The organism is Butyrivibrio sp., assembly GCF_017635265.1.
Lineage (GTDB): Bacteria > Bacillota > Clostridia > Lachnospirales > Lachnospiraceae > Butyrivibrio.
This window is the reverse complement of the sequence record NZ_JAGBLU010000104.1, coordinates 1-13845: the sequence shown is the minus strand read 5'-3', so window position 1 is coordinate 13845 and position 13845 is coordinate 1. Positions and strand designations below refer to the sequence as shown.

The 13845-nt window shown below is 39.1% G+C and carries 15 protein-coding genes; 1 reads left to right on the top strand and 14 read right to left on the bottom strand.

Annotation, left to right across the window (positions count from 1 at the left end; all coding sequences use genetic code 11):
• Positions 1-3 precede the first annotated feature (3 nt).
• From J6O61_RS12325 to recD2, 13 genes are all read right to left on the bottom strand, one after another.
• Positions 4-1815, bottom strand: a complete 1812-nt coding sequence (locus J6O61_RS12325; RefSeq protein WP_292213654.1) for an LIC_10190 family membrane protein — start codon at positions 1813-1815, stop codon at positions 4-6.
• 27 nt (positions 1816-1842) lie between these two features.
• Complete coding sequence (locus tag J6O61_RS12320) at positions 1843-2298, bottom strand: divergent PAP2 family protein (RefSeq protein ID WP_292213652.1); 456 nt, start codon at positions 2296-2298, stop codon at positions 1843-1845.
• 17 nt (positions 2299-2315) lie between these two features.
• Positions 2316-3191: a dTDP-4-dehydrorhamnose reductase gene (gene rfbD / locus J6O61_RS12315; protein WP_292213650.1), complete on the bottom strand. Its 876-nt coding sequence runs from the start codon at positions 3189-3191 to the stop codon at positions 2316-2318.
• A 69-nt stretch (positions 3192-3260) separates the two neighbouring features.
• Positions 3261-4436, bottom strand: a complete 1176-nt coding sequence (locus J6O61_RS12310; RefSeq protein WP_292213648.1) for a DUF3048 domain-containing protein — start codon at positions 4434-4436, stop codon at positions 3261-3263.
• Between the two features lie 59 nt (positions 4437-4495).
• The gene (locus tag J6O61_RS12305; protein ID WP_022772638.1) at positions 4496-4759 is read right to left on the bottom strand and encodes an HPr family phosphocarrier protein; all 264 of its coding nucleotides are present in this window, start codon (positions 4757-4759) and stop codon (positions 4496-4498) included.
• 1 nt (position 4760) lies between these two features.
• Positions 4761-6110, bottom strand: coding sequence for a phosphoglucosamine mutase (gene glmM, locus J6O61_RS12300; RefSeq protein WP_292213645.1), 1350 nt, complete (start codon positions 6108-6110; stop codon positions 4761-4763).
• Positions 6111-6123: 13 nt separating this feature from the next.
• A complete protein-coding gene (locus J6O61_RS12295) occupies positions 6124-7395 on the bottom strand; it encodes a CdaR family protein (RefSeq protein ID WP_292213642.1) in 1272 nt (423 codons plus the stop codon).
• A complete protein-coding gene (cdaA, locus tag J6O61_RS12290; RefSeq protein WP_292213639.1) occupies positions 7392-8210 on the bottom strand; it encodes a diadenylate cyclase CdaA in 819 nt (272 codons plus the stop codon). The genes J6O61_RS12295 and cdaA overlap by 4 nt, the downstream gene beginning before the upstream one ends.
• Positions 8211-8274: 64 nt before the next feature.
• A complete protein-coding gene (locus J6O61_RS12285) occupies positions 8275-9216 on the bottom strand; it encodes a hypothetical protein (RefSeq protein ID WP_292213637.1) in 942 nt (313 codons plus the stop codon).
• A 4-nt stretch (positions 9217-9220) separates the two neighbouring features.
• Complete coding sequence (locus tag J6O61_RS12280; RefSeq protein WP_292213635.1) at positions 9221-9616, bottom strand: hypothetical protein; 396 nt, start codon at positions 9614-9616, stop codon at positions 9221-9223.
• 9 nt (positions 9617-9625) lie between these two features.
• On the bottom strand, positions 9626-10033 hold the full coding sequence (locus J6O61_RS12275; protein WP_292213632.1) for a flagellar protein: 408 nt from the start codon (positions 10031-10033) through the stop codon (positions 9626-9628).
• Between the two features lie 20 nt (positions 10034-10053).
• Positions 10054-10773, bottom strand: a complete 720-nt coding sequence (locus J6O61_RS12270) for a ComF family protein (RefSeq protein ID WP_292213629.1) — start codon at positions 10771-10773, stop codon at positions 10054-10056.
• Positions 10760-13018, bottom strand: coding sequence for an SF1B family DNA helicase RecD2 (gene recD2, locus J6O61_RS12265; protein ID WP_292213626.1), 2259 nt, complete (start codon positions 13016-13018; stop codon positions 10760-10762). Before recD2 ends, J6O61_RS12270 begins: the two co-directional genes overlap by 14 nt.
• A gap of 104 nt (positions 13019-13122) precedes the next feature.
• Between recD2 and J6O61_RS12260 the strand changes: the two genes are divergently transcribed.
• On the top strand, positions 13123-13476 hold the full coding sequence (locus J6O61_RS12260; RefSeq protein ID WP_292213623.1) for a LysR family transcriptional regulator: 354 nt from the start codon (positions 13123-13125) through the stop codon (positions 13474-13476).
• Between the two features lie 105 nt (positions 13477-13581).
• Here J6O61_RS12260 and J6O61_RS12255 read toward each other — a convergent pair whose 3' ends face one another.
• Entirely contained in the window at positions 13582-13707 is a 126-nt protein-coding gene (locus J6O61_RS12255) for a hypothetical protein (protein ID WP_292213621.1), read from the bottom strand.
• Positions 13708-13845: the final 138 nt, after the last annotated feature.

Below are 13845 nucleotides of genomic sequence, written 5' to 3'. Positions count from 1 at the left end.
TTTTTATTGTCCTGCACTTTTAAGTCCGTCTGTCAATTCGCTGCCTATAAGTTCAACTTCACCGGTAAGGTTATGAGTGGATGACGGAAACGGCGCATACCCTGCGCGATCACCTTCAGTCGGATAATAAATTACAGTATCTCCAAGTTCAAAAGATGTCACATCATAGGTTCCGTAATCCTGTTGAGTAATCAGGTACTGTGGATTAAACCGCGGTATATCTTCTAACACTATGTTTGCCCCCTTGTAAATAATCCAAATACAAAGTAGTGCCAAAAGAGCCTTAAAGGATATATCCTTAATCATCGCATTTACAGAATTCAGTTTATGAAGTATGAGTATCAACATTCTTCCATAAATTATTGAAATAGCAGCCAGTATGTAAACAATGCCGTATCTTATAAGCGGCGCGCTAAAGAACCAGAATAACAGACATAGGATCAATGTTCCGCTCAGAGTCAAAAAGTCCGCGAAGTTAAGCATACTTCTATGACTTAAATCAAAAACCTTATTTCCTGCCAATCTGCTATCCTTATTTTTGCGTATAATTGCCACGACAATGAAGTAGATGACACAGGCGACATAAATAACTACTGCTATTATAGAAAGTACCACCATAATTCTATTAAGCATGGTAAGCTGCCTGAACCAGTTCGGCACCCACTCTGTAAACGATACATTCATGTAACTTTCAACATCATTGTATCCACGTCCGAATGTTCTGATTTCCATAGAGTCATACCGGGCCACTCCCTTCGGAATCTCCCACTCAAAATCAAAGAAATCCAAAATCGTTACCGGATATAACAGCCAGCCTGAGATCATTATGTTTCTGATAAAGAAAGGCAAAGTCACAAGAAGTGCCAATAAGACCGATATTCCAAATGCTTTTGTCTTATCTGATGTTCTTTTATGGAACATTTTATATATTGGAATGATAGACAAAAGAACCATTGGAGCTGCTGAAAGCTTGATAGTAATCGCATATATTCCTACTAAAGCCAGTAAGATATATGGTACATATGTCTTTTCATGCCTTACATATAAATCCGTGCAACAGATTATAGTATAAAAAACTATTGTGGAAAGAAAATAATCTGATGCAGGTGCAACCATCTCATCATAAATTGTGAAAAGATAATACATGGCTGCAATTCTTGTAAAATCCGAAATGACAATCTGCCTTCTTCTGACTATAGTTTTTACATCCAGGCACTGCCATGCAAGAAGTAATGCAAAAAAACCTGCCATGGTATGATAAGATTGCTTTCCCAAAAAAGCAAAACTGTAAAGAGCTGAAAGTGCAAACGAAGAACTGTTATAAGCAAGTCTTACATGAAGATTGCCAAGTCCTTTTATAACTCCCACGTCTTCAATCCAATGAATCGCCTGAGCATGATAAAGATCCGAGTCATAATGCATAATTCCATGAGATGTGCCATACGCCATCAAAAGGAAAATAAGAAGATACCATATCCAATCTTTTTTGGCTGTAAGCAAATTCTTCATCCCAAAGAATTCTTCAGTGAGCTTATCCCTATAGTAAAAAGCGACAACAATATCAAACAAAATCAATGCGGCGTTAGCCATAAGACCAACGCCATGAAATATGCTCACAAGCTGAGCATATACAGTAATCACAACTATTCCCGCTACTATATAGCTCTCCTGAAATCGAATTTTGTATTTTTTTAATGTTCCCTTTGAACTCTGAACTGACATCCATTTAAGGGAAGTAAAAGCATTCAAAGCACAATAGCCTATAAGATAGGTGGTAGCTAAAACATAAATCCAAGTAAGTATAACTGTTACCATTATCAGTTATCTCCTATGCATTTTTTATTATAATGAAGAAACTACTGCCCCGACTATAATTCCAAGAATAGCACCGAACAATACCTGAAGAGGAGTATGTCCTACAAATTCTTTTAATCTCTGCTCTGTAGGAATATCTTTGTCAAGTTCTTTAAACCAGTCCATCATATTATTGATAACTACTGCCTGTTTTCCTGCCTGACGTCTCACTCCCATTGCATCATGCATTACAATAAGTGCCAGCACACCGGCAATTGCAAATTCAAAAGAACCTGCTCCAAAATGCAGAAATGTTGATGTCACAAGCGCCATTACAGTTGCAGAATGAGAACTTGGCATTCCGCCATCTCCCATAAGCCTTTCCGGATTAAAGTTCTTATTGACAATCACATAAATAATTGTCTTCAGCACCTGTGCAACAAGCCATCCCCAAAACGAAGCCATCAAAATGGTATTGCTTAATATGTCATTTAATAATTGCATCTAAACCTCTATTCTGATCAACCAAGTTCCTTGATGTATCTTTCTATTGCATCATGCCAGTCAGCGAACATAAAATCGGATGTAAGTTTAAACATATAATTTTCAAGGATACTATATGCAGGTCTTGGTGCGGACTGCGGATTTTTTTCCTGATATTCTTTGGTAGATACATGATTAACTTTTGTATTCTTACCGGCAAGTCTGAATATTTCTTCAGTAAAATCAGCCCAGTTTGTAGATCCTTCACATGTCCCATGGAAAACGCCATAGTTTTCAGTTGGAAGCAGATAACAAATAGCTTTTGCAAGTTCATATGTACTTGTAGGAGTTCCGAGCTGATCATTTACAACGCTTACTTCATCATGATTTTCCGAAAGCGAAAGCATTGTTTTTACAAAATTCTTGCCATCGCCGTAAAGCCACGCTGTTCTCAAAATAAAGAAATCTTTCGCAAACTGTTTTACAAACTCCTCTCCGGCAAGCTTTGTTTTTCCGTAAACACTAACCGGATTTGGAGCATCAAATTCAATATATGGTCTTGTTCCATTTCCTTCGAATACATAATCCGTAGAAACATGTACAAGTTTTGCTCCTGTCTCTGTAGCAGCTATAGCAAGATTTCTTGGACCGATAGCATTGATCTTATATGAAAGATCCACATCACTTTCCTGTTTATCAACCGCTGTATATGCTGCACAGTTTATGATTGCAGCCGGTTTAACTTCCCTTGCAAGTCTCAATACCTCATCAACATTTGTTATATCCAAGGGAGTAATTCCTTCCTGTTTAAAAACATCAGTGTTGATAAGTTCATATTTTCCCGAATTGGCAAGTTCTTTATTAATTGCTCTTCCAAGCTGGCCATTACAACCTGTTACGATAATCTTTTCCATTTTATACCTCTCTTCTTCATTAAGAAAAATCGGACGGCATCACTGCCGTCCGCTATAATGCAAATTAAATCAGTCCGCGTATGTGACACCATTAACTTCAAACTTAGAGAAAGAACCACCCTTCTCCTGAATTACGAAGATCATAGTCTTACCTGTATTAAATACAACTTCGTTTCCGGCTTCATCATAGTAAGTTGTTGGTGCATAATCACCGGTCTTTTCCCATGTTACATGAATCATCTTCCCCTTTGTAATGAAATAGCCATCACGAGTTGTATCATGCATCTGATATGCCAGATAACCGTTGTCATCACGAACTTCATGATACGTTCTCTGTATGATAATATTGGCAAATGCGAGCTGTTCACCTGTCACAGCATCTTTTTGTGCACTTCCGTACAAAGTCTTCAGATACACGCCTTTTGACTCATCATATGTAAGAGCTGATTTTGTTACAGGGAAACATCCTGACATATCAATCTCAGTTGCCTCAACAGCTGACTCGCCATAATCTTCCAAAGTGTTTGGATTTGAATAACCTGTAAATGTAAAGTGTGACTCACCTTCAAATTCATCTCTGTGTTCTGTTTCAAACTTTGCCTTTTCGATTGCTGCTGTCACATGCTCACCGTCTGTGAAGGCTGTGTGTTCAGAAGTACTTCCTTCCGGAACTCTGAAAAAAGCACCATAATCTGAACCCATTACACCACCGACACCGTTGAGGTTATCTACATCATCTCTTGTTAAAATACTCTTAACATAAAGCTCCGGTCCGCCATAATGAACAATGACAGGATCATATTCAAGAGCTGCATATACAAAGTAATCACGGATGCTTCGAATATTTCCGATTCTCTCAAGGCTCTCCCAATTCTCAAGGATACCCATCTGACGGCTCATGCTGCCTTCTTCCATGATTTCATAGAAAACAGCTACATTACTAAGTCCATACTGCGGCTGTGCCTCTTTGTTTATAGGGTACATAACAGCAAGTGGTCTGTTTGTGTTAACAGCTTCATCTACCCACTCGTTTGTGAATAAACTTCTTACCATTCCCTCCTGTGGAGGAACATCCTCATCAACAGTTTCCTCTACAGTTGCTTCTGCTACTGCCTCTTCAGGCTTCTGCACATCCTCCAACTTTTCTACACTAAGTCCGGAAACAGACTCATCCCCTGCAGAGCCGCATCCGAACAGCATGCTTGCTGCTAAGCCAGCGGCTAATAATGCCTTAACATTTCTCATATCTAAATATATTTCCTCTCTGTTTTTATTAACAAGTGATAGTTTATCACACAAACATTCTATTCGCCAAGACCGGTCTCAATTGCCTTAACAAGAGCTTCCATAGCCTCTTCTTCATCCGGTCCGTCGCATTTAAAAGTCAGTTCGTCCCCACACTTAATACAAGCTCCAAGTACACTGAGAACGCTTTTTGCATTAGCTGTATTATCTCCATAGCTAAAAGTAATATGCGACTTATAGTTCATTGCTACCTTACACAGATTGCCTGCAGGTCTCAAATGTAATCCGGTAGGGTTTGTAATAACTACCTTCTGACTTACCATATTATAGCATAACCTCCTCAATCAACTTCGCAAGTTTCTTCGCTTCCTCATCAATCTTGTTCTGATCTTTTCCTTCTATCATTACTCTTACAAGCGGCTCTGTACCTGATGGTCTGATAAGTACGCGTCCATCTCCGGCAAACTGCTTTTCAAGTTTCTCAATGGCTCCTGCAATTTCAGGATATTCCATGTAAGAATCCTTTTTATGAGTTGGAACATGTGCGTTAACAAGTGCCTGCGGCATTACTTCCATTACCTTGGCAAGCTCTGAAAGAGGTTTACCGGTATTTACCATTACCTCCAAAAGATGAAGTGCCGAAAGCAGTCCATCACCGGTTGTGTTATCATCAAGGAAAATAATGTGCCCCGATTGCTCTCCGCCAAGATTAGCACCGATCTCTTTCATATGCTCAAGAACATATCTATCCCCAACCTTAGTTTTGTCAATCTGAATTCCTTCTCTTTCACCCATCTTGAAAAATCCAAGGTTACTCATTACAGTTGCAACAATGGTATTCTTTGAAAGCTTGCCATTGTCCTTCATATACTTACCGATGATAGCCATAATCTCATCACCGTCTACCATCTTACCATTTTCATCCACTGCCAGGAACCTGTCTGCATCGCCATCAAATGCAAGACCTATGTTCGCTTTTTCCGTAACTACTCTTCCCATGAGTTCTTCCATGTGAGTAGATCCGCATCCTGCGTTAATGTTTGTTCCGTCCGGATTGTTATGAATAACTATAACTTCAGCGCCAAGCTGTCTGATTGCTTCAACAGATGTGTAAAAAGAAGCTCCTTCCGCACAGTCCATAACAACCTTCATACCGCGAAGGTTTATATCTACAGCGTTAAGATTGTGGTTAATATATTCCTCTCTGGCATCAGTACGATTTTTAATCTTACCGATTCCGGCTCCGGTTGGCATCTTAACACCTTCCATGTTATTTCTGATAAGAGCCTCTATTTCATCTTCCATTGCATCAGGAAGCTTATAGCCATTTCCATCAAAAAACTTAATTCCATTGAATTCCATTGGATTATGAGATGCTGAAATAACAACACCGGCATCTACTCTGTATTTCTTGGTTAGATATGCAACACCGGGAGTAGGAATAACACCAACATTAACTACATCAGCACCTACAGAACATGCTCCGGCCATAAGCGCACTTGCAAGCATATCACCGGAAAGTCTTGTGTCACATCCAACCATAATTGTAGGCTTATGATTTACTTCTTTTGATAAAACATATGCACCTGCCTGTCCAAGCTGCATTGCCAATAACGGAGTGAGTTCATCATTAGCTACTCCCCTGACTCCGTCTGTTCCAAACAATCTTCCCATTTTAAAAACCTCATTATTCTTTCTTTTCTATTATTACGTAAACACTCGCAGTATTAGTCGCCTTTATGCCATCAGGAAGATCAAAACTCACTTCCATACTGTAGGTTCCATCTGCAAGTTCCCCGTTTTTCTCTATATAACTGTTTACATCAACTGTACCATTCAAAGAATTCGCAGATACATTTTGAAGAACTGAGGTAAAACCGGCAAGTGTAAGAGAAACAGTATCGTATTCGCTCTCATCTATTTGCGCACTATAGCCGTCAACCTCACCGGCAATTGTAATATTTCCTATATTTACATCGAATGTCTCTTCTGAAATACTCTCAATATGAACAACTACTGCAACAGTTCCGTTGTAGTCCTCATCTCCAAGAATCACTCCACTTGGAAGATAATCTGTTACATCCACAGTATATGACAGGTTACTCGTAAGTCCCGATACATCAAGACCTTCATCATCAACTGTAATTTCCTTTATAGATGAAATAGTACTGTTTTTACCTGCAATAAGTATCTGTTCCGGATTAGCATCTATCTGACCGGTAAGCGCATATCCACTTGCAGGCTCACCTTTAACAGCAAACTTAAGCGGAACATATTTGGTTTCATAAATAGTAACGTTAACGTTAACTGCCTTGGCATTCATGCTAATCTGAGAAGTATCAACCTGATTACCGTCCGCATCGTAAAGAACTATGTCAGCATTAGTTATAATATCAGATGTAAATCCTGTAACATCAACATCTACAGCGGCAGTTTGAACACTTTGAACCACGGATTCAGGTCCATTTATCCTTATCATGTTCTGACCGGTAGAAACATCGCCAATCACATAACCATCTGACAGAGTTCCGGATGTAGTTGCCGTTATCTGAAGTGACTTGTAAGCCTTTCTCTCTACGCTTAACTTAACCACATCATTACTTGTTGCTATGTTTTCTATCTTGTCACTATATTTGTTGGTTGAAACATTTATGCTGACTGTATTTAAGCTCGATAAATCCTGAATGTCAGCTGTAGCCACAATATTATTCTGGCTAAGTGAATCAATAATTGATCTCGGTGCATAAATTGTTACAGCACTAATGGTGTCTGTATTGTCAAGTACAGTATAAACCTGCCCCTGATCAGTTATAAGATTGGTATTTTTCAAGGTCACAGGAATATTAGTATATCTCACCGAAGTAACCGGATCATTGATATTTGTAACCAAAAACCACACGATTACTGCAAATATTAGTGAAGCTAGCTTAAGCCCCCAATTAGAAGTCAACTTTTTCATTTTTTCGCCTTTGCCTTTCTGGCAAGGTGCTTAATTGGTGCCTCTTCAGTATGTTTATCCTGAAGAATCCTTAGGCGTTCCCTTAACCTGTCACTATCAACAGCTCTTTCAAGTTCACCTTCATAGGCGATACTTATCTTGCCCGTTTCTTCTGAAACAATGATTGTAAGAGAATCCGTTGCCTCAGAAACACCCACACCGGCACGATGTCTTGTTCCAAGTTCCTTACCAATTCCCATATTATCGGAAAGCGGCAGATAGCATGTAGCAGCTGTCACTCTGTCACCCTTAATAACAACAGCCCCATCATGAAGCGGTGTATTGTGCTCAAAAATATTAATAAGAAGCTGACTGGTAACTATTCCGTCAACCTCAATTCCTGTACGTTCGTACTCAGTCAGTGGATGACTGTTTTCAATAACTATTAAAGCGCCTGTCCTAACCTTTGCCATTTCCACACAGGCTCTGACTATCTCATTTAAGGTTCTGTCAGAAAATCTTCCCTGAGTTTTGGGATCACCAAGAGACAGCACATTGGAAAAGAAATTCTTTCTTCCCAACTCTTCCAGCGCCTTTCGAAGCTCCGGCTGAAGTATAACCACCATGGCAATAATGGCAATACTGAACACCCTCTCCACAATCCACAATATGGTAGACATGTTGAAAAGAGCTGCAACAAGAATAAACACAACGATAACTATGACGCCCTTTAGAAGTGACCATAGCCTTGTGTTTTTTGCCCACACTAAAATATGATATACAAGAAATGCTATGATAAATATTTCCAGTATATCTGAAAATCTCACAGTAGGCATGTGTAAGCTTGTTCTATTGAAATCAAATAAAAAATCTATTTGTTCCATGATATTCCTTTATAAATCATCTACGCTGTTCTCTGGCACGGTTTATTTTCTTAACTCTTCTTTCCGGTGTAGAAACCGTAACCTTAGGCACCGCCTTAACGTAGTAATAATATTCATCATCTTCAAACTGAACCTTCTCTGTTCTGCTATAGTCGAGACTAAATGAGAAGAACTCAACCACCAGCATAAGAAGTGCCGAAACAACAGTTCCGATTATTACTCCGGCAAGAGAGATATCTGTATCAAAAGAAAGATTTCCTACAAGAATACAGATAATAAGTGAAATTGCTCCGGCAGAAATTGCAATCTTCCATGAATTGTCCACAGAAGATCTGCGAATCAAATACACAATTACAAGTGTAATTGCAAATGCCACTATCATAACTATCATCGACTTGTTTCCGATCATTCCTGAAATAATTGATTGGAATGAATTGGCTACTTCCTCTACGTCATCGCTTCCAAAAGCTGTTGCGTTGGATGAGAAATATGAAATCATAAACGAAACAACAAGTCCAAAACCAACCGATACTACAGAAGCAGGTGTACCAAGAAGCCCCATGGCAAGAGGCATCACATAAGGAATCCCCATGAAATAAAACAATGGAGTAAGCACAGCCGCCAAAGTATCCTTTGGTGAAAATCTAAAATAGAGTAAAAACATCAATACGAAAACTATCACGGAAACAAGAGCACATTCCGGAGCAAGTGTGAAAAGATGTCCCACAATAAATGCTGCGGATATTAAGACAATAAAATTAGCCGGAAGAATCGCACATAATAAAGACGCCATCAAAACAATAACCATATTGTTCAGAGAGCTCATGTATCCAAGCTTATTGTTAATCACTGCAATTGAGATAAGCGCAAGCAGAAACTTCCAGACATATGCGAGATATGTTTCATTTTTAATATAAAATCTTTTAATATACTGCTTTAATTCCAATAATGATGTCATAGTATCACTTTTCCTTCTCGTACATTCTAGCTAGTTTTTTCAAATCCCCATAATACTGTCTCATATTCTTACGCATCTTGGAATAACGATAGGAATAAATGATATATGAAACAAGAGAATACACGCCAACAAGCAGGAGGTAGTATATAAGATACCTCCTGCCAATATCCAACAAATTATCTGTATTGTAAAGATTAGATAGAACATTTTCGAAATCGTAGAGTGCGTAAGTTCCAACACAAATAGCAAAGACAACTGTAGCACTTATAACAGACTTAAGTATGTTAAAGCCAATGTAATCACTTCTAAAATACGAATTGATTGCGCCGTTCTTTTTGCCTTCACGATCCATAAATGCAGCCATTTTGGTCATCAAAATGACTTTGTCTTCATTTAACATTTTTGCTCCTTATGTATCCAGGAAGCGCATTCCAGCTTTCTTATCTTGTTTAACCGGCTGCTGGATAGCTGGCTGAGGCTTGGCAAATGTATTATTCAGATTATTTGCCATGGCTGCCTTACATTTAGCACAAAATCTTCCTGTTAAAATTCGGTCACCACATTTCTCACAGGTCATCTGAAGCGGTGAATTCTCTGAGAACATCAGCCTTTCCTCACGGACCCACTGCTGAATCTGCTTGGTGGTTACTTCATTATCTTCAGCAATCTGCTTTAAATCCGCACCCGGATTATCCTGAATATAAGCTTTAACCCTCTGAAAATCCTCTTCAATGGCTTTTTTACACGGTTCACAGATTGGCTGTCCACCAATGTAGTTAAACATTTTTCCGCATCTTGAACAATTCCGTAAGTTCATAAATCTGACCTCCATTTATCTTAAGTAGTTTGCCCGATAGCAAGTGTCAAAAAATAAACATTCTCAACTCCTGCCATCTGAAACTCATGGGCGATCTCATCAATGGTACTTCCAGTTGTATAGATGTCATCGATAATGAGTATACACTTAAATTCTACATCATTTCTTACTATATTAAAAGCTTTTTTCAAATTATTGCGGCGCTCCCGAAGATCAAGCTCCTTCATAGGGCGCGTCTGCCGTTTTCTTACAATTACATCATCACGCAACGGTATTCCGGTAAGCTCAGACAGTTTTTTTGCATATATTTCAGCCTGATTATATCCACGGGCATATTGTTTTTCTTTGTACATTGGAACCGGAATAATAGCATCTATCCTAAGCCTGTCAAGTTCCTTACCGAATTTCTTCACAGTTGCTTTTGCATAAAAATCCGCATATTCTCTTCTTCCAAGATATTTGAATTTATAAATCGATCCTGAAATACTCCGATAACTAAACACTGAAAAGCCGCGTTTGAATCTGTGCCTTATTTTAAGGCAATCATCACAATACTCAGCATCTTCACTTGTTCTCATTGCCTTGCCACATTTCATGCATACATGGCTTCCAATGTATTTAATTTTCTTTTTGCACTCCTCATGAATGAGGTTTTTACATTCTTTATATTTCAAGACCTCATCACATATAGGACAGCGTCTTGGATATAAAAGATTTAAAACATTTTCAATTACCTGCATCAAATACTTCTCTAATTCTGTCTTTAAGTCCGGTATACCTTTTTAGCTGTTGTTCATTGCCGGCCATGTTAAGCACCGTCTGGCTGCTGCCTAAAATACAAACAGTACTTTTCGCTCTTGTCACAGCCGTGTACAAAAGATTTCTGTTAAGCAGCATTCTGGGGCCTCCCAAAAGCGGCATTATAACTGCCGGATATTCGCTTCCCTGAGATTTATGAATAGTTATGGCATAAGAAAGCTCAAGCTCGTCAAGTTCAGAAAACGGATAACGTACCCTCCTGTGCTCGTCAAATTCTACAACCACATCCTGTGAGTATTCATTAATCTCTTTAACAATACCCATATCACCGTTAAATATTCCCAGCCCGGAATCCACAGGAATATTGTTTTTTCCAACAACCTCCCACTGTGCCTGATAGTTGTTTTTTATCTGCATTACCTTATCGCCTTCTCGTAAAACAAGCTCTCCATAAGCATGTTCCTTTTTAGAAGCATCCGGCGGATTCAGGTACTCCTGCAGAATAAGATTCAACTGCACCGCACCAAGAGGTCCCTTTTTCATAGGAGTAAGAACTTGAATATCATATACTTCAGCCCCTACATATCCGGGCAGTTTATCCCTGATAAGCTGAATCATATGTTTATAGATAACATTCGCATCACTTCTCTCAAGGAAAAAGAAATCCTTGCTCTTATTGTCAAGGACAGGCATCTCACCGTTGTGTATTCTGTGAGCATTCATTACTATGTCACTCTCTTCTGCCTGTCTGAATATCTTTTTCAAATAGATAGTCGGAAATTTGCCACTTGATATCAGATCAGCCAGCACCTGTCCCGGACCAACACTGGGAAGCTGCGAACTGTCACCAACAAGTATCAGATGCACTCCGGGCACAAGGGCTTTTAAAAGTGCATAAAAAAGATGAATATCTACCATTGACATCTCATCAATGATTATAGCGTCAGCTTCTAAGGGGTTGTCCCTGTTTCTCTCAAACCTGACACCGCTTGCTTTTGCATCGTCATCCCCCACCTGACCCGAGACTTCCAAAAGACGATGTATAGTTCTCGCCTCATAGCCCGTGGCTTCAGTCATTCTTTTGGCAGCTCTTCCGGTTGGTGCCGCCAGTAAAATGTCAAGACCTTCACTGGCATAATATTCGATAATGGTATTGATAGTAGTGGTCTTTCCGGTACCGGGACCACCTGTGATTATCACAATTCCATTGGATATACTCTTTAATACAGCCTCTCGCTGAAGGTCATCCAGTTCAATACCTTTTTTATTCTCGATATCAAGAATTCGCTGTTTGTACCTTTCCACATCTGCAGGAGTAACATTTTCAGCAATGTTGAGGTCTGATAGCATTACCGCTGATCCCTGCTCTTCATAATAAAAATTAGCTGCAAAAATATTGTCACCATTTTTGGATATAAGTTTTTTATCCATCATCAGATTCTGAACCTGAGTTCTGATACTGTCTGTATCAATCATCTGATCCGGTGTCTGTACCAGTAGTTCTTCTGTCTTTGAAACAAGCTCATCAAACGGAAGATATGTGTTTCCATCCAGAGAACTCTGTAAAAGAGTGTACAATATTCCGCTTCTTATCCTATATTCCGAATCAACACGTATTCCAACCTTAGCTGCAATTTCATCTGCTGTTTTAAAGCCTATCCCACTGATATCATCAGCAAGCTGATACGGATTCTCCTGAATTATCCCATAAACTCCGGTTCCGTAGTTATTGAAGATTTTTACGGCCATGGCATTGCTGATACCATATTTCTGCAAAAAAATCATAGCATCACGCATTTCTCTTTTATCTGCCATCTGCACAGCTATATCTATAGCCTTTTTTTCACTTATTCCCTTGATTTCAGCAAGTCTTTCAGGCTCATCCTCGATTATTCTAAATGTATCGGCGCCAAATCTTTTCACGATACGCGCAGCAAGGGCTTCTCCAATCCCTCTGATAGCTCCTGACCCTAAATACCTCTGCATTGACACTGCATCATCCGGAACAGTAATCTTGTAAGAGCTGACCTTGAGTTGCTGCCCATAGACCGGATGATTAACATAGTTGCCTTCAATCTCCAGATTGTCACCCACATCAGCATCTTTAAAAGTGCCTGTGCATGTTATTTCTTCTTCATCCACTATCAGGCTGACAACACCATATCCATTCTCTTCATTTTTGTATATAAAATGATCAATATATCCTCTAACAATTTCTTTTTCCATAGACAGTAGTATACATTCTCTCAACAAAAATTCAAGAATTGATATCCGCCCCTGATACCCACAAGCAAAAATCTCTTTTTTATAACATCTTGTAGGAGGTTTTCATGGAAATAAAAAATCTCAGATACTTTCTTGCAGTAGCAAGAGAAGAAAACATGTCAAAGGCCGCCAGAGAGATTTATATGTTAAAAGAAAAATACCCTAATCTCACTGCCTCGCAAAGAAAAAATCCATCCGTGTTTCCGACCTTGCAGGAGAACCTCTTTTTGTCTCTGAACAAAGCTGGAACAATGAAATCAAGGCATGGGCCAAGGACAGATTTAATGAACATAAACTTGAAGGTTCTTTTAGGCTTTCCTATCAGGTTTCTTTTTAAAAAACATTCTTCCTATCTCCCTATTCCAGCGTCACAGTTACATCTTTACTTCCCAGCAAATCTGTCAACTCTTCCTGGGTGAAGTGCAGCCCATATCAATATCATGAGTTTGTTCTCTTATCCCATAAAGTATCCTGACCGTAGATTTTTTCTATGTAAAGACCACTTACCTCTTTGAATCTCTTTATCATTTCAACTGCATGCCATCCTTAAAAGCATTGCCCACCTTTTCTCCAACTCCGTAATATCCATTACCAAATGGATCAAAGCTTATAGGCTTAACCTTTGTGATATCAACTGCTCCATCTGTCACTACGCTCTCATCTGTTTCCTCCTAGTATAGTAATGATGTAGTCATTAAGGACTACAGTTAATAGTTTCTATTTCCAAATCTAAGTAATGATTGAAGGGAGGATTCCCCTCTCATCAGATATCATCAAGGAGCTTTACT